Origin of the sequence: Trinickia soli (assembly GCF_002879855.1) — a bacterium.
Taxonomy (GTDB): Bacteria; Pseudomonadota; Gammaproteobacteria; order Burkholderiales; family Burkholderiaceae; genus Trinickia; species Trinickia soli.
This window is the reverse complement of sequence record NZ_PNYB01000008.1, coordinates 149,263-170,825: the sequence shown is the minus strand read 5'-3', so window position 1 is coordinate 170,825 and position 21,563 is coordinate 149,263. Positions and strand designations below refer to the sequence as shown.

Sequence of the window (21,563 nt, the reverse complement as noted above, 5' to 3'; positions counted from 1 at the left end):
ACCCTAAGGATTGAGGAGACGATAGGGATGCGCTTGCCGTGCGTTATTTCTTTCGCACTGGATAAGTTCGATTCGTGTTCAGTTGCGTGCCCAACGTGGCCGTGTCGCGCGTGGGATTTTCCGGGGCGAAGGCCAGTGCCGCTTTTTTGAACGTAGCGGCTACTTTGTCGAAGAGCGACGTCTTGGGCGGCTCTTGAAGCGTCATTTCGATCGCCGGCGTCGAGTGGCCGGTCTGTCGGTAATGCACGGCCATTTCGTTGTGGATCTCGGTTTGCTCCGCGCCGTGTGCGTTCATGAACGACTGATAACGCGTGGCGTTCTCGCGCAGCTTGAAGTCGGACGCGGGGTTTTGCGTGCGTGCGGACGGTTTGCCGCGCCGCTCCGTCTCCGTGCCCAAGGTCATCACCATGGAGCTGAGGTCCTTGTTATCGAGCAGGTGGGGTCTCGTTACCTCGGCGCGCAATGTATCGTTGAGTTCCGCGAGCTTGAAGCTCGCATCTGATTGCTGTACGCGTCGATTCAGCGCTTCGAGTGCAACATAGTGATCTTCCGGCAGCAATGTCGTCACCATGCCGGGCCCGCTGCCCGACCACAGGGCTTCCGCGCGATCCGGGTCTCGGCCCAGGATGGTGGACGGCGCTGAAGTAAAAGGATCGGGCTGCGTGCCTTGCCGGAAGTCGCGCTGCGCCTGGCGTAGCGCGACGGCGTCGCGCGTCGTGCTCAAGCTCGAAAATCCGCTGACATACTTGCCGCCCTTGCCGATGATGTCCTGGTCCGCGGTGGGACTCATCGGCCACGAGCGATAAGCCAGGCGTCCGCCGGCTCTGGCCTCCTCCAGCGTGTCGTGCTGGTCGAACACGTGAATTTTGTGTCGCAGCGACTCCGCATAGTCTTCGACCTGCCTGTCGCTCATTTCGTGAATTCGCGCCTCGATGTCTTGGTATGCCCGCGTATGCGGCGACGGAATGTCGACTTCGTCGGCAACGAGTGGACGGCCGGTGCTGCCCATCAACATCCCATCTTTGATTTCGAATTTGGGCATTGCTCGTTCCTTTCACTTGAGTGGCGAAATAAGGCGACATAAGGCGACATGACCGCGGTGCGCTCGGGACGCGATCGGACGTTAGGAAACGCTACGCAGCAGCGGCAGCGCGACCCGGACTTCGGCTTCGAAGTAATCCATCAATGCATGCAGCTCCAAGGCGATGTGCGCGTCGGAGTCGTCATGGCCGATGCGATAGAACAGTTGGTCGGTGTTGGGCGCGGCGGCGCGCACCCCCGTTTCGACAAATCCGATCTTTTGAAGGACCTTTCGGGACGGCACGTTGTAGTCGTAGACCTGGGCATAGCAGCAACGCATGCCTGCGTAGCGGTGCGCGGCGGCCAGCAACAGGGTCGCCGCGTCCGGCGCGAATCCGCATCCCCGGTAATCGCGGCCGATCCAGTAATAGATCAGCCCGACGTCGCCGCGCTGCACGAGGCCCACGCTGCCGATGAATCCCCACTGGCGATGCATGACGGCGAATAATTCCTGGCCCCCGCGTGCGTATGCTTGCGTGAGCCAGTCGTGCCACTCGCTGTCATCCTCGAAGCCAGGCAGGCAACAGAGCTCCGCGATCGACGGGTCGTAGTACTGCCAACCGAAGTCGGAGACGTGTCGATGGGTCAGCGGTTCGAGCGACACGATGTCGTCTTCTCGCGCGAGCTCGGCGATCGGCAGTCTATCGGCGCGCCAATCTCGCCAGGCAACGAGGCGCTCATACGCCCCTGCGTAACTTTGCCTGGCGGGGTACGAGAGCTGCATCGCAACGGTAAGATCGATGGCCGCCTCGGCATTCCCTACGATGCAATGAGCTTCGGATAGGCGCTGAAACACAGCGTCGTCGAGCCGATCCGCGGCTTCGAACGATGCCCCCACGGCGATCACGAGCGGCCAGTATGACCAGGCAGCAGCCAATTCGAGCAACGATTTTCTTGCAACGATGCCGAGCGTCGCCCGGTGCTGCCGCCATGATCGATGAAGTCCCTCCAACCAGGCCGCGCGGCTGGCAGGCGCGAGCGCCGGCGCTTGTCGAACGAGCATGGGCAGATACGCGACGAGCATCGACGGATGCCAGTCGGACTGCGTCAACCGAGTCAATGCCTCGTCGAGCGCGCGACGCGCGAGTTGCGCGGCATCGTATCCGCCGCGGATATGCTCTCGCCCGGCCTCCACTATTGCGGTATGCATTGTCTCCGTTCCCCCGTTCGCGTCGAGCGATAAAGTGCAATTCTCGGATTGCCGCGCTTCGCCCCGTGCGCTTCTTATTTGGCGTTGCCGGGACTGTCGATTCCCAGCACCTCGAAGATGTTGATTTGCCCTCCCAGCCGAAGGAACAACTCCTGATACAGCTCGGCGGTATTCAAACGGCCCCATTCCGTCGCTCGACGCACGAGGTAGGGAACGGGGCTATGGGGTTCCAGGCGCATCAGGATCTCCGCGGTTTCCGCCAGCCTGGCGTACGCATCGGCGCGCTCGCGTAGTGCCCCGACTGCGACCGAGCGCTCTGGCGTCGCTTCTCGTTCGACGATGTGCTCGGCGGCGGCCGCCGCCGTCTCGCTTTCGGGCGCAGGTTCATGCGGCTCGATGCCGCGCTTGTGCAGTTCGCCGTCGATCAGCGAGCGCATCTGTTCGAGCAGCTCCGCCATGTTGCTGATGCTCGGCGCTTGATCCCCGAAAAGCGGGTCCAATGCCGCGCTCAACTCCTCGATCGCTTGCAGGCCCGCGGACAAACACTGGCGCATTTCGATGAAATCATCGGTCGCGGCGCCGCCTAGCGCGCTTTGGAGCTCCTGCAGGCTGACGCCTTCGAGTTCGACCTCGGTCTTGCCGTGAGCCGGTCGAAACTGCTCGTTTCGATAGGCGCGCTCCCAGTCGGCCCAGCAGTACGGACGGTTGCCGGCATTGCCGATCAGCGGCGCGAGCCGGATCGCGGGCAGGTTCTTTTCGGCGATGGACCCCACGATGTTGGCGCGATGCTCGACGTCGCCGTCCGCCGCGCTCGGATGAATGTCGTCCCAGTAGCGCGTGCAGATTTCGCGGATCAGCACGAGCGTCGGGCCGATACCGGCGATGCCATAGAGCTTGACCTGCGCCTCGTATAACCATGCGAGCAGTTGCATGTCTTTGCTCTCGTGCTGCAGCGCGTGACCGATCAGGAGACTCACGGCGCCCCAATCGGCGCGCTTCAATTCGCGCTCCCAGGCCCCGAGCGGCAACGTGGGATCGTCTTGGCGCCTGGCCTCGCATAGCGCGGCGTAGCTCGGGCATCGGCGCGCGGGCTGTCCGCATGGCGCCGACGGATCGATCGGCGCGAGCAGGGCGTCGAGGTCAACGCCCAAAGATTGTCGAAAGTGCCGGTCGGCGTCCGGGTAGAGTGGGCTATTCATCAGGGGCATCCCTATCATTGAGGCGCGGAGGCCGGGAAGGTCGCGGGCAGCTTCAACGGCGTAGGCGTCTTCGCGTTCGCGTTCGATAGCTTCAGGCTCAGGAAGACGTGTGCGGTATCGCTGGCGGGCGCTCCGGCGTTATGCGAGTCGAGCACGCGGACATCGAACTGCAGCAACGTGCGCGACGGGTCGCGCGGATCGTTCGCCGGCGCGGACGTGGGACGGTGGCGTTCGATCATGCGCAGCAGGGCCCAGTTGCCGGCCGCGGCATACGAGGCGGTGTTGCCGTCCACTTGTAGATCCGGTACGTCGACGGCGGCGGCAGGGCGCCACAACGAAAGGTCGGCCCACGACAGATCGAGCACGAGCGGTTGCCCGTATTGCCAGTCCATGCTGTTGGCGCCGTTGGGGAACGCTACGCCCTTGGCGTCGGACATCAGGTTCATCTGGCTGATTTGATTGCTGCCGTTAGCCGCGCTTTGGAGCGCACGGAAATTCACGTTCATGTTGAGCAGAGGATCGGTGTCGGCGCCCGTCGCACTGCCCGGAACGAGGTTTCCGTGCAGGAAGCTATCGACTTGATCGAGCTGCGAGAGGAACTGCCGGACGCTCTTCCAGTACGGATCGCTCAGGCTGGCGATCTGTTTCTCGAGCGCCGCGCGCGTGCTTTCGTAGTCGGTGAAGAATCCCTTCACGGCAGACAGGCTCGCGTCGTCGGCGTCGAGCGAACCGAACGGGAAGCGTCCCGCCAGGTCGCGATTGAAGCGGGTGGCGATAGGCTGATAGGCGTTTTGAGCCTGCGCATAGCGCTCGCCCTTGCAGCGCATCTGCACGCTCTGCTCCAATTGCTGGCGATGATTCGAGAACAAGTCGTTGCCGAGCGGGGCGGACTGGTAGCTCGCGAGCACCGTGCCGCACGTGCCGTTTTGCAGGCTCGGCAGCAGCTTCATGAAAAGGTTGTCGAGCAGGGACGGCTGCGAGTTCGGGTCCTTGCCCTGTGCGTAGCGCTTCAATTCGTTGGCGGTATTGTTCCAATATGCCGCGTTAGAGGTGTTGGCGCTTGCATTCGACGACGACGGCTCCGCCTGGTTCAGATAGTTCAAGATGGGCTGCGCGTAGCCGACCAGCACCTGTACGCGGCTGACCTGGCGCGCGAGCGTGTCGGTGATGACGGACGTACTGCCGAGGTCGAAGAAATACGCGTCCGGGTCCGGCGATGCGGGCAGGAACGTGGCTTGGTACAGCTGGCTTTGGTCGGCCAGTAACGCAATGCGGCTTAACTGGCTGTTTGCGTATTGGTGCGCGCATTGCGTCAACTGCGTCGCACTGCCGCTCATGCCCAGCGCGCTAAATTGTTTTTCGACGGCGATCAGAGCGGGGGCAATGGCGGCGAAGTTGCTGCTGTCGGCGCTTTGCTGCGCGTCGGCCGTGGTCGCGCCGGCGCCGTTCGATGCGCCGTTCGCTGCCGCCTGAGCCGATTGCAGGCTCGTGTTCATCGCGAGCTCGAGCTGGTACAGGGCCAGCCGGCGATACAGCGCGTCGGGCTGCCCGTTCTTCAACGTGGGCTGAGCGATGAACTTCTGGTAATCGAGCGCGTACTGGTTGGCGTCCTTCAGCAGTCCCGGGCTCCAATTGGCGAGATTCCCCGCGCAGGTGAAGTCCGATACCGGGTCGATCGCCATGTAGCCCAGGCTGCTCAGCGCATTCAAGCCGGTCAGCTCGCCTTGCACCGCCGGGTTCAGCGTGACTTGGCCATGGGTCGTGACGAAAAGCGGCCCATAGCCCGGCAGCGACATGCCGTTCAGCGTCTGCATGGCGGCGGGATACTGCGCGGCCGCATCGAATTGCGCGTTGACTTGCGCCACCAGATACGACGGGTAGCCGAAGTCGGCGATCAATGGGTGCAGGCCAGCCGCGAGTTCGTTCTGTACCGACGACAGCGGATTGTCCGATGCACTCGAGCCGAGCCACGACGTGCGGATCCACGTCAACCATCGCGTGAATTGCTGCACATGCGCCAGAATCGGCAGTTTCTTCGCTTGCAATTGCGCGAGAAGGGGCGGGCCGGCTTGAAGTTCGGATTGCATCAACGATCCGGACTGGGCGGCCAGCGCGACGATATGGTCGCTCACGTTGCGTTTGAGCCGAGGCGGCGTCGCGATATCGCCGCTGAAATCGCGATTGGTCAAGCTCTCCAGCGCGATCGGCAGCAGCCCCGGACGCGCGCGGACGATCGCCGGCAGCGGAGCGCGATAAGCATACGCGACCAAATCGATGAAGTCGGGCAGGGGTGCGCTTTCCTTGGCGTACGGCGTCTTGCCCAACAGCCGCTGAAAGCGGCTCGCGTTTTGTTCATAGTTGTCGACCTGCTGGATGAAGCCCTTCAGTTGACTCAGGGCTTGGGCATAGTCGGCGCCCGCGGTCACACTGCCGTTGGCTTGTGCGCTCAGTTCGTAGGCGCGTTGCGACATCTGGCAGGCAAGTCCGGGCAGGATGACTTTCTTGAAGGCATCGTCGATCACGCGCCTGGCGCTTTGACGGCTCAACCTCGAGTCGAACAGCGAGGCGGGGAGCAGAGCGCTGCGTGCATCGGCGTCGATCTGCGAGACCTGCTCGATCAATTGGTAAACCGGAGCCTGAGCAATGCAACTGCCGCCCGGGGCGGGCGCTTGCAATTGCTGCATCCGCTGCAGATCCTGCACGACGTGATCGATCTGCCGGTCGAGTTGATATATGCGCACGCCGCACGCGATCAGCAGCACCGAGAAGACGAAGACGCAGAGCCATTGAACGCGGCGGATCAGCAGATTGCGAGACCAGACGCCGGCGCGTGTCGGCCGCGCCAGGCGCCTTTCCGCGAGCACCTTCTCGAGCATCACGTCGCGTACGAAGGAGACGTCCTGGCGCGGCCCGATCAAGTGCGCGACACCGTCTCCGTGCTCCGCGACGACACCTGTGAAGTAGACGCCGCGCAGGAAGAACGCGGTCTCCCAAGCCGAGACCTGGAACACGATCGACAGCCATTGCTCGAACGGGCCCTGCATCTGCGCAAATTGATGCGGATAGAGGAAGAGCGGATCGGCGTCAAAGGGCGCGATGCGTTCGCAATGCGCGGCGGCCTCGACTTGCAGGGCCCGCAACTGTCTGCCGATGTCCTCGAAGATCGAGGCGCCCCATTGAGAAGGCGGGCCTTCGGGCGACTGGCCCGGCGTGGACCAGCCCACCATTTCATACCGCCGCGGCGAACTCTGCGAGCGCCAGAAGGCACTGAAGCCCTCGATGTGATCGCAGGCGGTTACCACGAGATAGACCGGGAGCGCGAATTCCAGCCGCTCTTCGATCGTGCGTAATTGCTGCCGGGCATTCTGCGCGGCGGCCATGCATCGCACGGGATCGCGCTGCAAGAAGGTGGTGGCCGACACCACGAGAACGATGCCGTCTAGCGCGCGCTCCGGGCGTAGCGCGTCGAGGTGATCGAGAAATCTTTGCCAGGCGCGCGCGTCCGGTGTGTCCTGCACGCCGCCCTCCAGCACCGCGCTCGCCGCCGCATCGGGCAGTTTTCCCGTGGGATCGAGCACGAGCGCCTCATCGAGCGCGTACCAGGTCGCATCGTCGATGCTCAGGGTTTTTTGGCGCTCGCTTAGCGGCTGTCTATGCTGCGGCCCGATCGACTCGAGCAGGCTCGTCTTGCCGGCGCCCGCTTGGCCCAGCATCATCAACCAAGGCGTGGCATAACGCCACTCGCGCCGCGTGCGCAGATAGTCGATTGCGAGCGAGGCGCGCTCGATCCAACCCGCCATGCGCGGCTCCGACGGCGGCGCACAACCGCACAAGGTCGGAACCGACGGCGCCTTGATGAGCGGCTTGACCTTGCTCCACAACTTGCGGGCAATGCCGACGAGCAAGGCGAGCACCACCACCGCCGAGACGGCGAGCAGTGCGAGTTCAACCGTGTGAGCATCGGGCGCCCACCCCGTCTGAGCCTTCAGCGACGCGATCGATTTTTGCAATACATCCACAAATGCGCTCCTGCTTGAGCCGCTAGGTATTCAGATATCGTTCGAACGGATGCATCAACACGATCCACGCAACCGTCGTCAACAACAGGTACCCGAGCAATCCGTACAACCCGAGATTGCGCCAGGGGGAGACGGGGGCGAGCCGTTCGTCTCGGTGGCCCATCAACGAGTAGCCGTAGGCCTGGGCAAACGCATGCTTGCTATCGCTTACATCGCTGCCGGCATTCGACACGAGTTGATACAACCGGCTGCGTATCGTGTCCAACTGCGGCTGGGCCTGGCGCGCGCGATAACGGCCCTTGAAGCCGAGTTCCATCGCGAGCAGGAACACGGCGGCCAAATCGACATGCAGCGGCGAGCGTTGCTCGTCATGCACGAGTTGCTCCGCCATCGCGAAAAATCGCGAGCCGGCGTTGCTCGAGCCGAACATCGATTGTTCGAGCAACACGGCAAGCCACGCATCGCGGCCGGGCCATTCCAGTTCGAAGATGAGAATTTCGTCGGCCAGCGCGGCCATGAGATAGAGGGCCTTGCGTTCCAGCTGTCCCGCCTCGGATGACGGTTCGTCCGCGCAGCGGCGTTCCTGCTGACGCAGTGCGCCGAGAAGCCGCGCGCTGACGCGTTGGGCGAACTCGGCGCCGGTGCTCGGCTGCGGCGAACTCTCCCCGGCCAGGTAGGCGGCGAGCCAGCCGTCGGCTTGCGCCCGCTTGATCGCGGCCACCTCCTGGTAGAAGTCGGCAAAGCGCGACACCAGTTCGAAATTGCCCTGGCGCGGCTCCAGCCATTCGGGCGCTTCACGCATGATCGTTCTCGGGCGACGACGGCGGCGCGGGCGGCGACGAAGACGGGACGGAGGACGAGGCGGGGCCCGCCTTTTGCTTTCTACGGTACAGCGTGATCGCCGCCGGCAGCGCGTCGTTCTTTCTACCGACTATCTGCAGCACTTCGTTTTCGTGGAAGGCGTCTTGCGGGCCTTGGTCGTCGAGCGCGAGCGCCTGATTCCTGACGAAGAACAGATACGCTTGCGGGCGCAGCTTTTCGCGCTCGATCTCGTGCGCCTGCAATGCGCGAACCGACGCGCCCCCGACGCGCGCGCGGCGCAGCGTCGGCATGAGGGCGGCGTCGGCGATGACCGCCTCGCTCAACCAGCTCAAGAGTTGCGCCGCCGTTTGACCGTCGCGCGGCTCGAGTTCGACGATCAGTTCTTCCGTCGCACCGGCGGGCAGGCGTCGTTCGAAGCAAGCGTCGGGCAAGCCGGGGTCGTGCTGATCGGTGCGCAGGAAGGCCAGCGTCTCATAGCGCGTATCGACCGTATCGATACGTGTCTGGATGAAGTCGATCGATTGCTGAAATTGCGGCATACAGTCGTCGTGCTGATACGGCTTCATCAACAGCGGCAACGGATTGGGGCCGATAGCCGCCACTGCGCCCACGAGTTGCGCGAGCGCCTGGTACAACTCGCTCGGATGCGTTCGTCCGTGCAGCAGCGTCGAGAAGGGCGGCAGACACGCGCTGATATGGCGGGCCGCGATCAAGTGCTGGCGTCGTTCGTTACCCATGTTGTCCTCGGCATCGCCGGCCTTGCCGTTTTCTCCGAGTTGCGCGAGCTTGTCCCACAGGCCGTCGTGCAGCTCATGCAGGGCGCGCCACAGATTCGCCTGCCCCAGGCATTCCGACGCCTCGATGTGCAGCATCGGCGGGTGATAGGCCGTGAGCTGCAACTGCTGGTGTTCGCCGCGCACGACTTCGAGCAGTGGAACGGCGCTATGAACCGCCGGTGAACTGGCGCTCAGGTGCAGATGGAAGCGCACTTGCAGGCGCGGCAGCGCCAACCCGTTGTCGCCGGTGTTCTCGTCGGGGAGCGGTTCGTCCAAGACCGAGTTGTAGCGCCGCTCCTGACTGTCTTGGCATGCCGCGTGAGCGCCTCTGGGATTGACCACGCACCAGACCTTGAGCGGCGCATCGCCGCTCTTGCAGGCGGCGCCGATATCCAACTCCATGTTGCCGGGGGGATTGCGCGGCAGCCCACCCGGGAACGAAACGAGCAGGCCGTCGGGCAGGATGCATTCGAGTTCGCTGAGGATCAGCACTTCCTTGACGATATCGACGTGTAGCTTCAGTACGCCCCAGTAGTGGGGCGCGACGGCTTGCAGGCGATGCCGCAGATGGGCATGCCAGTAGCGATCGTTTTGCTGCAAGTGCTGCGGAGAAAGCATCATGCCTTCCGACCACTGTATGGCGTCGGGCAGAGGGGCGGTGTGGATCAGGGCGCTGGTCATTTCGGTGCTCGCTGCTCTCGCTTCTGCGTCACTGCGACTTGTAAAGCACGGTCGTCGGCGTGAGCCAAATGGTCACGTTCTTGTAGGGCGTGATGTTGCCCTTCGGTTGCCCCGCGGCTGTCAGGTAATTGGCGTACACGTACACGTCGATTGCTTTGCCGTGGCGCTTGGGCAGGCTCGCCGTGGCCAGCGTCGCGGGCGGCACTTGGAGGCTGACGACGTCGATGCCGTTCGCGAGCCCCGCGACGAGCGCGTCCTTCTTCTGAAACCAATCCGGTCCGGTGCCCGGCAACAGCGCCACCACGTTGCTGTCGTAGACGAACACGATATCGAGCTGCGTCGCGGCGTTCTGATTCGCGCCCACTTCGGCCACCACTTTGATTTGCGACACCGCGGCGGACTTCGACCAGCCGAGCCAGCTGCAAGCGGAGAGCAGACACGATCCGCTCAATACCGCGATGCAGGCGAGCCGGGACCTGCTGGGCAAGATGGATCGGCGAACCGCCGCGTGGAAAGAAGAGGTCATGTCTAGCTCAGCAACAGAACGCGAAATTGCGCCGGCACGATCGACATTCCGATCGTATTGAAGGGCATGCCGTTCATGCCGACGAGCGAGGTCAGCCGCGTCGCGAACGCGGTGCCGACGATGACCTTGAAGCTGCCGCTCACATAGGTGTCCGGTCCCATGAAGATCCCCGACACCACGCCGCCTTCCACGCCGGGTTCGTCGCCCATGCTGATGGTGCCTTCCGTCATCAGGTTTTCCGCGAGCCCGGTGCCGAACATCACGTTGAACACCGATGGAATGTGCGCCGTCGACATCGTGATGTTCGGGTAGGGGATGGGTACCGGCACGACGATGGGCGTCTTGCAGACGTCCGGTACGGTCATCATCGACATGGCGGCAATGCTGTTGGTGGCGAACATGGGTTTCTCCTGATGCGAATGGGATCGATATTGGCGAGGTTCAACCCATGCTGATGCGTTCGCCGTCGACTTTCATGTCTTGTTCGGCTGTGACGATCGCCTGCTGGCCGTGCATGCGCAGCAACTGCCGCACTTCGAGCAGATAGTGCTCGGCCTTGCCGATGAAGTGCCCCACGCTTTGGACGAGGCTCTCCTGCACCGTCGTAAAAAGGTTGCGGCCGTTCAGGCTCAGTACGCCGGTGGCGGCGGTGACCTCGACGTCGGTGAGCGAGTGCAGCGCGATGTTCTCCACGGCATTGAGCGTGATCCGGGTTTGCTCGATGCGCATCTCGGATGCGCCCGGCGCGCCCAGTTGAACTTGCTTCGGCTCGGCGCGTTGCAAGATGTGAAGGATGTAGCCGGTGTCGTTTTGGCAGATGGCCGTGAGCACATGGTCGCCGACCTCCGGACGAACGAGGCAGCTCAGCGCCTGGTACGCCATGCGCCCGTCGTTGAGCAGATAAGCGTGCTGCTCGAGCGCCACGACGATCTTCGCTTCGACCAGATGCAGCGGCAGCGGCGGCGGAAGTTTATTGGTGGTTTTCAAGGAACCCATTATTCGTTCTCCAGAGCAAGCGTGCGAGCTTCGGCGGACAGGCGTGCCTGATCGGTCTTCCCGACCTGGCGCAAGCTGGCCCCGCGAAACTGCGCGTGGCACAGCTTGGCGTTATGAAATTGAGCGTGATCGAGCGTGGCGTCGGAGAAGTCGACGTGGTCGCCCTCGATGTGTTCCAAGCGCGCGTACGCGAGGTCGGCGCCTTGAAACGACACATTGTCGTGTTGGCTTTTATTCCAGACGCTGGCTTTCAGCCGTGCGCCGTCCAGGCGGCAATGGCGCAGGGTAGCCTGCTGAAAGATCGCGCCTTCGAGCTGCGCGTCGGAAAGATTCACCTGGTCCAGCTGCGCTTTCAGCAAGAGCGCGTGCGATGCATTCGCGTTGCTCAAGTTCGCGTGCCGCAAGCGCGCACGATAGAAATTCGATTCGGCGATATCGGCCGCGGCGAGGTCGACTTGTGTCAGATCGGCATCTTGCATCGAGCATCGGCGTAGATGCAGACCGCTCATGATTTGGCCTTGAAAGTTCGCGTTCGAGAAAATCACGCCGCTCGCATGCATGGTCCGCAAGTCGACCTTGCGCCAATCGGCGGGGCTGACTACGCATTGATCGAGCTGCGCGCCGGCTACGCTCGCGTCGTCGAAGGTGTCGTTGATCAACGTGCAGCGCTCGAGTGCGGCAGCGTTCAAGCGGGCAGACTTCAACGTGCTGTTCACGATCGAGCTGACCTGCAGATGGGCATGTTCCCATTGGCTGCCGGTGAGGTCGCAATCCACCCAGCAATCGTGTCGCATGTTGCGGGCGCATAGCCGTGCGTGCGACATATTGCACTTGACGAAGGTCGCGTGGTCCAGGTCTGCATTGCTGAAGTCGGCGCCGCGCAAATCGCAGTGGATGAATTTGGCGCGCGCGAGCCGGCAATCGGCGAACGACGCGTTCGAGAAGTCGACTTCGTTGAATGTGGCGCCGGCGAGCTCGCGCTTGCGTGCGTCGAGTCCGTGCAAGTCGCGCTGACGGATCGGTTGGTCGAGCCTGATGGACAGCGCGATGTCGTCCCATATCTTCATGCTCGGCTCCCCGCCTGTAGCGCGTTGCCCTCTGGGGGAATCGACCCGCTGCTTTCGGATTGAACGAATGCGGCGCCGAGCAGGCGGGCCCCGGTAAAGTCGGTCTTGCGGCAAAGGCAACGAAAGAATTCGGCGCCTCCGGCTTCGGCGCTGCGAAGGTTGCTGCGATACAGGCCACAATGCGAAAACGTGCTGTCGGTCAGCAACGCCGAGCGCATGTCGCATTGCCCGAAATCGCAGCGCAGGAACTGTGCGCCCTTCATGTCGACTCGCGACATATCGGCGCCGTGGAAGCCGCAGCGCCTCGCCACGGCGTCAATCAGCGCGGCGTCGCGCCAGTTCGTTTTCCCGCCGGCTTGCACCTGGTCCAGCGTGGCGCTGTCCCAGCGGCTATGTTGAAGTTCCGACATATTGAATACGGTCTTTTTGAGCGCTGCGCGTCGGAAGTTGCCGCGTTGGAGACGGGCGCGCAGAAACACCGTTTTCTCGAGCGTGGCCGCTTGCCAACTGCTTTCGTCCGCCTCCAGGTCGAACAAGGTGGCTTTGCTCGCATCGGCTTCGTCGAACACGGCGGCGGGGCAGACAAGTCGAATACCGAGCAGGCGGCGCAAACAGGCGCGGCGCACGTTCGCTTGCGGCCATTGGGCGCCCAGTGCCTGGGCGTGACTCAGGTCGGCCATTTCGAACGAGATGTCGCGCCCTTGGCTTTCGCACAGATTCGCCGCGGTGAGATCGGCTCTGGAGAAGTCCGTGCGCTCCAGTCGTGCGCCGACGAGCACCGCGCCGTGCAGGTTCGCGCCCACGAAGCGAGCGTGCGTCAAATCCGCGCCGTCCAGCATGACCTCGCGCAGATCCGCGCCGGAGAAGTCGACCCCGCTGAGGTCCGCGCCCGCAAGGTCTCGGCCGGCCAGTGGCACGCCGGCCTCGTGCCACTGGCGTATTTGCGCCCCGAGCTGCTGGGCGACATCGGACGGATAAGGCAGCGTGGGCGAGGTGACCTTCGGCGCCGCGCGACGTGCCTGACGGCGCAACGCCGGAATTTTGATCACTGCCGCACGCGATGTTTCGTATTGGGCGACTTGTTTCTCGCTCGCATCGCTTGGCGGCTTGGGCAACTGCGCCAGCATCGTTTCCACTTGCGGATCCCTGCCGGCTAGCTCGGGCGGCAGCAGGTCGTGGGCCGGCTTGGCGGCGCGCTCGAGCGCCGCGGCCAGCAACCTGGCGGAGTCGACGACGACGGGCGGCATGGGAGGCACCTTGGCGAGCGCTTGCTTGCCGCGCCGTTCGGCTTCGGCTGCAAGCGCCTTGGCCTTGGTCACGATCTCCGACAGTTCGAAATCGCCTTCGGCCGCGGTTTCCGAGGTCATCAACCCGAGCGCCGGCAGCGTTGCGCGGGCGCTCTGATGATCCGCCGGCGGGGTGGCGCCGCGCCGGGCCCAGTACTGCTCGTCGAGCAAATCGAGGCGCTGCTGACTGCGGGCGAGGGCGGCCTGCTCGGCTTCGCGTTGGGCCCTGGCGCGCCGCGCTTGCTCGGCTTCAGAGCGCTCGGGCGCGAGCTGGCTGTCGTTGAACACGTGCAACAAGGCCGTTTTCGGATCCAGGCGCAGTTGCATGACCTCGCGATAGTGCGACTCGCTCTTGGGCGCACTCGTGTGCTCATAGCCGGCCATCAGCACGCCGATGTCGAGTCCGTCGCTGTCTTGGATCTCGGTTTTGCCGTGGTAGATCGCGATACCCAGATCGTGATTGGGAACGAACCAGACCGTGTCCATCTTTAGCGGCACTTCGCGCGCCTTATCGGACGTCGCGCCTTCATTGAGCACGAGGGCGCGCGCGGCCAGGCTCGGCAGTGCGCCTTCGAGTTCGGCGTGCCGCGGGTGAAGGTTGCGCAGCGTGTAGCGCTCGCCGCCTTGGAACGGCGCCTGCGTCCACTGATCGGGCGGGGACATGTTGAAGACGCTCCAGTCGATGTCGCGCGCGAAGCCGGGCGCATCGTATTTGCGCCAGGTGCGGCCGTAGCTGCCGAACTTGGAGCGGCGTGCGGCGCTGCCGATCGGGATGGGCCCGAACCCTGCCGGGATATTGGCGCGCCAGGCGTCATCCACCGCCTTCGGCGCGTACGACACGTTGGGCATCGCCCCGCTCGCCTTGCCGAATCCGAGCCCGCGGCTTCCGCACCCCGCCGGGTTGACCGGATTGCGCGCGCCGCCGAAGGCGCGGCTATAAGTGAGCGGCATCTCGAGAAACGGCTTGGGCCGGCCGACACGCGGCGGGCGCAGCACGCGCGAGCGCCATTCGCGCTCGCCGCACACGCACAGGCATTTGCTGATGCCCGGTTGCCCCGCGACGTCGTCCACTTTCAGTTGAACGGTCAGGCTGGTGCATGCCTTGCGCTCGGGGGCGTGGGCGGAGCCGAGCAGCAGGACCTCGGCCCCTTGCTTGGGCATCGCTTCGTCGAGCGGCTGCCCGGGCGGCAGGCTCGCGACGACATGCGGCCATTGTTTGCTTTCGCTCAAAAAGCGGTCCGTGTGCGCGCCGAGCGGGAAGAACCCGATCACGGCGACCGACAGATAGTGGCGCCCAAGATGAGAGTAGGGCTTGTACAACACGCCGAGCGATTGAGGTTTGATGATCTTCATCTCGGCTCACATGAAGATGATCGTGGCTTCGATCATATGGATGCGCGTGACGATATTGTCGACGTGCGGCGTCTCATCGTTGTTCGATACCTTGGCGCCGGGGCCGGCTGTTTCCACCGTCGTGGCCTCGGCCATGGTGACGATGTTCGAGGTGGCGCCGCTGGTCTCGATGCGAGTGGTGTCGCCCACCGTCACCATGATCGTCGCCGCGCCTTTGGTTTCGTCCTGCTGCACGACACCGTTGACCTTCGTGATCGTTTCGCCGCAATTGACGTGATCTTCGACCGTCATGCCGTTCGTGACGGTGCGAGTGACCGCGCCGGTGACGATTGTTTCCTCGAGATCGCCGGAGATGGAGTTGCGGATCGTGTCGCCTGTGACCGATGTTTCCTCCACGTTGCCGGAGGTCGAATCGCGAACGGTGTTGCCGATCACGCTGGTCTCGATGATGTTGCCGCTCGTCGACGTACGCGTGGTGTTGCCCGCAATGCTCGTTTCGATGAGATCGCCGTTCGTCGTCGTGCGAGTCGTATTGCCGACGGTAATGCTCTCGACCACATCGCCGCTGATGCTCGTCGTGAACGTCTGGCCCGTCGTCGAGACATTGGTGGACACGCCGATGTTCGTATTCGTGGTCGAGGCGGCCAGCGTCGTCGTGGAGGTGCTCGTGATGCCCGTGCTCACGCTGACGCTGTTGCCCGTGTATCGCGTCGACTCCTCGGTTTCGATCCAACTGTTGCTGATCGATTGGTCGAAGTGGGAATGGTTATAGCTGACGGTGCCGATTTGCCGGCTGTAGGTCGAGCCGAACGATTCGGCCGCGCTCAGGATGTCGCCGGCCACCGCCCCCGATCCATACAGTTCGCCCGCATTCGGGCTTGCGCCGGGCGCCGCGCTGTCCGCCGTGCTGAAGCTGTAGCTGGCGCCTTGGGCGAAGCTGGCGTTGCCGAACCTGCCCGTGTGATACGCATTCGTGACGATGCGCGTGGCTTGGCTCAAATCCGGAATCGAATACTTGCCGTAGCTGATGTTTTGGTTGTCGCCGTAGCTCGTCGAATAATTGCTCCCGACGTGCGTGTTCGACAGCCAGCCCGACGGCACCACCAGTTCGCTGCCGTTGGTCTGGATGATGTTTTGGATTTCCGGCAGTTCCGATTCGTCTTGGGCGCGAGCCACGATGACGATGGACCCGACGGTGGGGGCCGTTTGCATCGACGAAGACAGCTTGACCCATACGGAGGGATCGTCCTTGGCGGCCGTCGAGAAGCGCACGTAGACGCCGATTTGGGGGAACGGCGCGGCGTTCATCGAATCGGTGAAGGTGCTTTGCGCCGCGTTGAACGAACTCACCGCGCCGAAGTCGACGGGGTTTTGCACAGGCGCAGTCGCGCCCGACACCACTTCGGCCAGCACGGCGCCCTGCTGTGTGGATTGAATGGAGTAGGGCGTGATCAGGAACGCAGCGTCGCCTGCCTGAAACTCGTTTTCGTAGTTGCCGTCCGCATTCGCCCGATGCGACACCATCGTGAGCACGAACGAGCCGTTATCGAGAAAGGGAACGCTCGGATTCGTCGGGCCGGCGCCGCTCGTCAACGAGAAGCGGTGCCCGACACGAAAGGCCGCGCAGTTGCTCGTGCCGCTCAACTCGCTGCGGCTGCCGTCCAGCGTGCTTTGCGTCGCGCTCGAAAAGACCTGCGCTTCGTCCTTGCTGCAGCCGTACTGGTAGCTTTTGTAAAGATTGAACGGCAGCAGTTGCGTGTCGTCGCCCTCATCGGCGTAGAACGAATTGAACTGCACGATCCGGTTGTGCAGCCAGGCGCCGTCCTGCTGCGTCAAGACCCCATGTACGCCCGTGCTGCCGAGCGATTTCTTCATGCTGAACCCGGTGACGACATCGTCTTGTTCCAAGCTCAGCGCGCGGGTGTCGGTGAAGGTATAGCGAACCGGCATGGCGCCCGGCATGATCTCCGGATACTGTGCCTGGTTGGAAAACACGACGGTTTGACCCGTGCCTGTATGGGCGAAGTAGAAATGCAGCAGGGCCTTGCTCATGAGCCGCTTCAGAAACTCGAAGTCGGTTTCGCCGGCTTGCATCCAGTCTTGGCGCCGACTAGCGGCCAGGTTGGACTGCGTTTGGGCGAGTGGCGCATAGGCGACGTTATGCTCATCGAGCAGCGCCTGAATCATCTCCCACACCGTCTTGCGATGAAACACGCGATAGTGGTTCGTCAAATTGAGCCGATGCAGCGCGGGCTTCATCGAAATGCTGTAGGAGCCGCGGTTCTTCACCGCGAAGCTCGTGACGATGCCGTTGAAGAGCGACAGGTTTGATGTGACGGGGGCGCTTCCTTCGATGGCGGCCTTGAATTGGTCGGTGCTGCCGTCGGCGCTCGTGTATTTGCCGATGCCGACCGTGATGGCGCGGCCGATGAGTTCGTCAAAGCGCATCGCGACGGCATTGGCGCCGTCCGAGTTGGCGCTCAACTCGAGTTGAAACTCGAACAACTCGGACACGCTCTCCTGCCCCTGAAAGCTTTCGAGACGGAACGTTTCGGCGCTGAGTATCGTGTTGCGATTGACAAAGATCGCGCAGTGCAGAAAGACCGCCGGCTCCGGCGGAGCCAGTCGATTGACCGAAAACGTGTGAGCCGTGTCGGCGCTTTGCACTTCGCTCATGCCGCCTCCACAGAGTTGTAGGTGGAAATCAGATAGCGAACCGGGCGCGTCTCTTGACGCTGCGCGGGCGTGCCGGCAAGCCACGCGCTGTGGCCGAGCCGCATCGAGGTGAAGTCGTCGCGCCGTGCGGGCTGGGGCAGCGGCCTCGGCGCGATGCTGTCGGTCTTGACGTGAAGCACGATCTCGCAGTCGGCCAATCGATCGACCAACAACTTCACCAATCCGCTCAACATGGCGTAATCCGATTCGCCGGCGGCGTCATGGCCTGCATGCCGTGGGTCGGCGTTGCCGCTTGCCGCGGGAGGCTGCGACGGCAAGGGCGGCAAAAGGCGGCGCAGCGCGTCGTAGTCGACCGCATGAATGTCGAGGCGCAGCCTCGCATGCTGATCCCACACGCGTCGGCCCACGACGCACGTCTGACCCAGCCGATGATTGCGCCGGCCTAACGCGCATCGTTCTCGCTCGTCGATGTCGAGCCAGGCGCCGACGTATTCGGTCAGCGACACTTTCGCGCCCAGCGCCACACTCAGTACGTCGACGATCGTCGATGCTTGCTTACGCCGGTTCGCGAGCAGGCCGGCGATGCCCAGCCAGCCTCGCGCCGGCAAAGGCACCTGCGCGGCGAGGTTGGCGTTCGCGAGGCCCACCAGCGACGCCAGGCAGTGCGCCATCTCGGTTTCGCCGGGCGCCTTGTCGTTGAGCCCTGGCGTCAGCGCCTGCTTGAACTGATAGCGCACGAGGTTCGCGCGCTGATTGAACATGTCGAAAAAATCGGCCATCGCAGTTTCGCGCTGCGCCGACAACTCGCGCACCCATTCCGTGAACGGTTCCGGCAAGGGGCCGGTCACACTGGCGACGCAAAAATTGGCCGTGCGGATCTCGACAGGCTGCCCCGCAGCTTGCGTATCGTTCGCGGCGGGCGCAAGCAGCTTCACCTGCGTGAACTCGCGAATCGGAAACGCGGCCGAAAGATCGGCGCGGAAACGCAGACGCTGCCCGATCGGCAGGCTGCGTTCCGTATCCGACAGCAGCAGACGCATCAACTGGAATGTGTTGAAGTCGCCGTACTGCTGGAGCAGATACTCCCTTATAGTGCGATAGCGGTGCCGGCCGATGCGCGCCATTGCTTGGGGCTCCCTTTAAGACTGCTCGTTTCCAGTGCGACTTCGACCAGGTGGTTCACGCTGGCGTAGCCGCGCAAGAAGTGATGCAACACGGAACAAAATAGGACCGCGCTGCTCGGACCGATGTCGCTCGGCTCCATGACGACGGTCAGTTCGCAGCCGCGCACGAAGCCGCGCCACGCGTCCTTGCCGACGTGGCGCGCGATGCTGCGGCTGCGAAGCGCCTTGATCGCATCGATTTGCTTCCAGCCGCTCTCCTGGTTCGGCCCGACGTGCAAGCGCAGGATGTCTTTCAGTGCGCCTAGCGCGATGGGTCCGCCGTCGAGCGAGAGGTGGTTGAGCGCCAATTGCGACACCAGCGACCAAGGTCGGTTGCCGATCTGCGGAGGCGTGTGATGCGGGGTCGGCTTCGTCACCGCGCGAATGCTCAGGACGGGGCCTGCGCCTTCGAGGTGCAGCGGGCTGCCCGACATCAGGCGCTCGGGCAGGCGCCGGTTCGTGCATAGTGCGCGGCCGCCCACCACTTCGTCGGTGAGTTGGCTCAGGTTGAATTGCCGGTCGAGAAACGAAATGAACATTTCGCTGCCCGCGACATGATTGGCCGTCGCGGGCATGCGACGGCACAAATAGAAATAGTCCTGCTGCTCCATGCGCCGGAAATTGTCCATCGCAAAGTACGGTGCGATCGGGCGCGGTTTGCCTTCGCTCGAGATCGACTCCAATTCCTCGATCGAATGGATTTCGCAGTAGCGGTGATTCTTAAGATCGCCCGTCATGCGATATTCGTAGTCGCTGTGACTGAGCGCAATCGGATCGATGCGCTGCGAATACAGATTGACGAGCGGGACACAGTTCAACTGCAGCGAGGCCGGGTTGAATTGCATCATCGGCTGATACGGACGATCGAGCGCCAGGATCAGATCGAAATAGTCTTCCACTCCGCTGAAATCGAGCTGATCGAGCCGGTCGAGCTCGAAGAAATAGAATTTCTCGGGGAACGAGAAATATTCCTGCAGCAACCGATACCCCGGATGCGTGTGCGCGTTGGCCTTCAACGCCGCCTCGTCGGGCTCCATGCCGAGCCAGCGCAATGCATCGGGCTCGAGCACCCGCACCTGCTGCGCGGGCGCCGCGGGCAGCACGGCAATGCCCGAAAGATGGACGGCCAGGAGCTCGTAGAGCGCCATTGCGTTGGCCTGCGCATCGTTGATGTAGAAGCGCAGGCGGCGGGGCCCCTTGCCTTTGGCCTGGAGCGCGCCGACGCCGTCGGGGCGCACGCGCACGCGCAGCACCGACTGGGGCGACGACGCCTTGCCGAGGAACGGGTATTCGAGCGCCGATTCGAGAATTACGGTGTCGATCCGCAAGGGTAGCAACGGCGTTTCATAGCAGGTCTGAAAACGGCACTCTGTTGTCTGCCCGAGATGATTGGTCGTTGCCGCGGTGATCATGCGGCCGCGCGCGAGTAGTTGTTCCTTGGAGAAGTCGGTGCCGTCCGGCTTGACGCCGATTTGCGCGATCAGCATCGACGGAATCGGCGCTTCGAGATGCGGGTACAGAAAGGCCAGCAAGGCGTCGGGCAGCCGCGCCTTGTCCAGCTCCACCTGGTGCCTGAGTCTGGCCACGAGAAACGCGAACGACTGCAGCAGCAACTCCACTTGCGGATCGGTCGCCTCGCGCGCATTGAGTCCGAGCGTGCGTGCCAGTTCGCGATGCTTCTCGCTGAACAGGACCGATTCGTTTCGCAGGGCGCCGAGTTCCTCGCGGAAGCAGTCGCTGAGCGTGACGGTTGCGCTTTGCATGCGGTCCTCAGTGGGAAGGCAGCTCGAAATGGAACACGTCCATTCCGTTGCTGTCGTCGATGGCGCCGTAGATGGCTATGCGATACGGGCTGAGCGCCTCGGCACTCGGCTCGATCTGAACCCGCGGCGTCTTCAGCCGCGGCTCGTAGCGAGCGATCAGGCGCGCCAGCCGCTGCGCGTATTGCTCGAGCTGGGGCTTGCTGTGCAACTCGAACTCCACCACGCTTTGAGTGCCGAAGTCGAGCAAATCGAGGTCACCGCCGGAACGCGCGATGCGCGCGCTGACGAGACGCTGGATTTGCGCGGCGATTGCGGCACGCAGGTCGAACTGCTGCACACCGTCGAACGTTGGGGGCTGCGCGAGGCGTTCGAGCAAGAACTGCATGCCATCTCCTGACCAAAGAAAATGCCGGCCCTCCACGAGGACAAGCGCGATACGTCGTCTCAGGGGTTGGACGAGAACTTGCCGGCGATCGGCATGTTCTTGGCCAGACTCCATCCGGCGGTCTTCACACCCTTGGACGCCATGTCGTTGATCTGCTGCGTGTACGTCCAGATGACTTCGGTGAAGTTCAGCTTGAACTGCTCGGTCGGCATATCGTTCGGATGCGTCTGCAACTGGATTTCGCTGATCAGCGCATCTTTGAGCTCGATCTTGATGATGTTCTGCGTCTTGCCGCCCGATTCGCGCGCGATATAGATCGTGCTCGGCGCACCTGCGCCGGTTCCGAGCAGTTTGGCGCCGAGACAGTATTCGTAGAGCTTTACCGATGTCTGGTCGACGTATTTGACGAGCGTGAACTCGGTGATGATGGGGCGGCCGGAGGTCCGCGCGTTGTTACTGACGTCCGTGGTGACCTGCTGCTTCATGCCTTGATGCAGCGAAACAATTTCGATGCAGAGCCCGCTCGGCCCATCGGACACCCACGACGAATTGTCGATCTGGCTGCCGTCGCTGTTCATGATGCTTTGGTCGCCAGGTTGGAAAAGAATCAAATCCATGACC

16 protein-coding genes are annotated in these 21,563 nt (G+C 63.1%); all 16 read right to left on the bottom strand.

Annotated features, from left to right (window positions below; genetic code table 11):
* Positions 1-43: 43 nt before the first annotated feature.
* The 16 genes from C0Z19_RS11735 to C0Z19_RS11660 all read right to left on the bottom strand — a co-directional run bounded on the left by C0Z19_RS11735 (position 44) and on the right by C0Z19_RS11660 (position 21,559).
* Entirely contained in the window at positions 44-1,042 is a 999-nt protein-coding gene (locus tag C0Z19_RS11735; RefSeq protein ID WP_102609987.1) for a hypothetical protein, read from the bottom strand.
* Between the two features lie 81 nt (positions 1,043-1,123).
* On the bottom strand, positions 1,124-2,230 hold the full coding sequence (locus tag C0Z19_RS11730) for a GNAT family N-acetyltransferase (RefSeq protein ID WP_102609986.1): 1,107 nt from the start codon (positions 2,228-2,230) through the stop codon (positions 1,124-1,126).
* Positions 2,231-2,304: 74 nt separating this feature from the next.
* Positions 2,305-3,429, bottom strand: coding sequence for a type VI secretion system protein TssA (gene tssA, locus C0Z19_RS11725; RefSeq protein WP_102609985.1), 1,125 nt, complete (start codon positions 3,427-3,429; stop codon positions 2,305-2,307).
* 14 nt (positions 3,430-3,443) lie between these two features.
* Positions 3,444-7,448, bottom strand: coding sequence for a type VI secretion protein IcmF/TssM N-terminal domain-containing protein (locus C0Z19_RS11720; protein ID WP_102609984.1), 4,005 nt, complete (start codon positions 7,446-7,448; stop codon positions 3,444-3,446).
* Positions 7,449-7,470: 22 nt separating this feature from the next.
* Positions 7,471-8,250 (bottom strand): DotU family type IV/VI secretion system protein, encoded by a 780-nt coding sequence (locus tag C0Z19_RS11715; protein WP_102609983.1) that lies wholly within the window; start codon positions 8,248-8,250, stop codon positions 7,471-7,473.
* Complete coding sequence (tssK, locus tag C0Z19_RS11710; protein WP_233196102.1) at positions 8,243-9,727, bottom strand: type VI secretion system baseplate subunit TssK; 1,485 nt, start codon at positions 9,725-9,727, stop codon at positions 8,243-8,245. The genes C0Z19_RS11715 and tssK overlap by 8 nt, the downstream gene beginning before the upstream one ends.
* Positions 9,728-9,755: 28 nt before the next feature.
* Complete coding sequence (locus tag C0Z19_RS11705) at positions 9,756-10,214, bottom strand: hypothetical protein (RefSeq protein ID WP_233196101.1); 459 nt, start codon at positions 10,212-10,214, stop codon at positions 9,756-9,758.
* Between the two features lie 41 nt (positions 10,215-10,255).
* Positions 10,256-10,654: a DUF4150 domain-containing protein gene (locus C0Z19_RS11700; RefSeq protein ID WP_102609982.1), complete on the bottom strand. Its 399-nt coding sequence runs from the start codon at positions 10,652-10,654 to the stop codon at positions 10,256-10,258.
* Positions 10,655-10,694: 40 nt separating this feature from the next.
* Positions 10,695-11,249 carry a DUF3540 domain-containing protein gene (locus tag C0Z19_RS11695; protein ID WP_102609981.1) on the bottom strand — a complete coding sequence of 185 codons (555 nt, stop codon included), beginning with the start codon at positions 11,247-11,249 and terminating at the stop codon, positions 10,695-10,697.
* On the bottom strand, positions 11,249-12,316 hold the full coding sequence (locus tag C0Z19_RS11690; protein ID WP_102609980.1) for a pentapeptide repeat-containing protein: 1,068 nt from the start codon (positions 12,314-12,316) through the stop codon (positions 11,249-11,251). Before C0Z19_RS11690 ends, C0Z19_RS11695 begins: the two co-directional genes overlap by 1 nt.
* Positions 12,313-14,955, bottom strand: coding sequence for a DUF2169 family type VI secretion system accessory protein (locus C0Z19_RS11685; protein ID WP_102609979.1), 2,643 nt, complete (start codon positions 14,953-14,955; stop codon positions 12,313-12,315). The genes C0Z19_RS11690 and C0Z19_RS11685 overlap by 4 nt, the downstream gene beginning before the upstream one ends.
* A 6-nt stretch (positions 14,956-14,961) precedes the next feature.
* Positions 14,962-17,631 carry a contractile injection system protein, VgrG/Pvc8 family gene (locus C0Z19_RS11680; protein WP_102609978.1) on the bottom strand — a complete coding sequence of 890 codons (2,670 nt, stop codon included), beginning with the start codon at positions 17,629-17,631 and terminating at the stop codon, positions 14,962-14,964.
* Complete coding sequence (gene tssG / locus C0Z19_RS11675) at positions 17,628-18,755, bottom strand: type VI secretion system baseplate subunit TssG (RefSeq protein WP_102609977.1); 1,128 nt, start codon at positions 18,753-18,755, stop codon at positions 17,628-17,630. Before tssG ends, C0Z19_RS11680 begins: the two co-directional genes overlap by 4 nt.
* Positions 18,719-20,557 carry a type VI secretion system baseplate subunit TssF gene (tssF, locus tag C0Z19_RS11670; RefSeq protein WP_102609976.1) on the bottom strand — a complete coding sequence of 613 codons (1,839 nt, stop codon included), beginning with the start codon at positions 20,555-20,557 and terminating at the stop codon, positions 18,719-18,721. Before tssF ends, tssG begins: the two co-directional genes overlap by 37 nt.
* Positions 20,558-20,564: 7 nt before the next feature.
* Positions 20,565-20,942 carry a GPW/gp25 family protein gene (locus tag C0Z19_RS11665; RefSeq protein WP_102609975.1) on the bottom strand — a complete coding sequence of 126 codons (378 nt, stop codon included), beginning with the start codon at positions 20,940-20,942 and terminating at the stop codon, positions 20,565-20,567.
* 59 nt (positions 20,943-21,001) lie between these two features.
* Entirely contained in the window at positions 21,002-21,559 is a 558-nt protein-coding gene (locus tag C0Z19_RS11660) for an Hcp family type VI secretion system effector (RefSeq protein WP_102609974.1), read from the bottom strand.
* Positions 21,560-21,563: the final 4 nt, after the last annotated feature.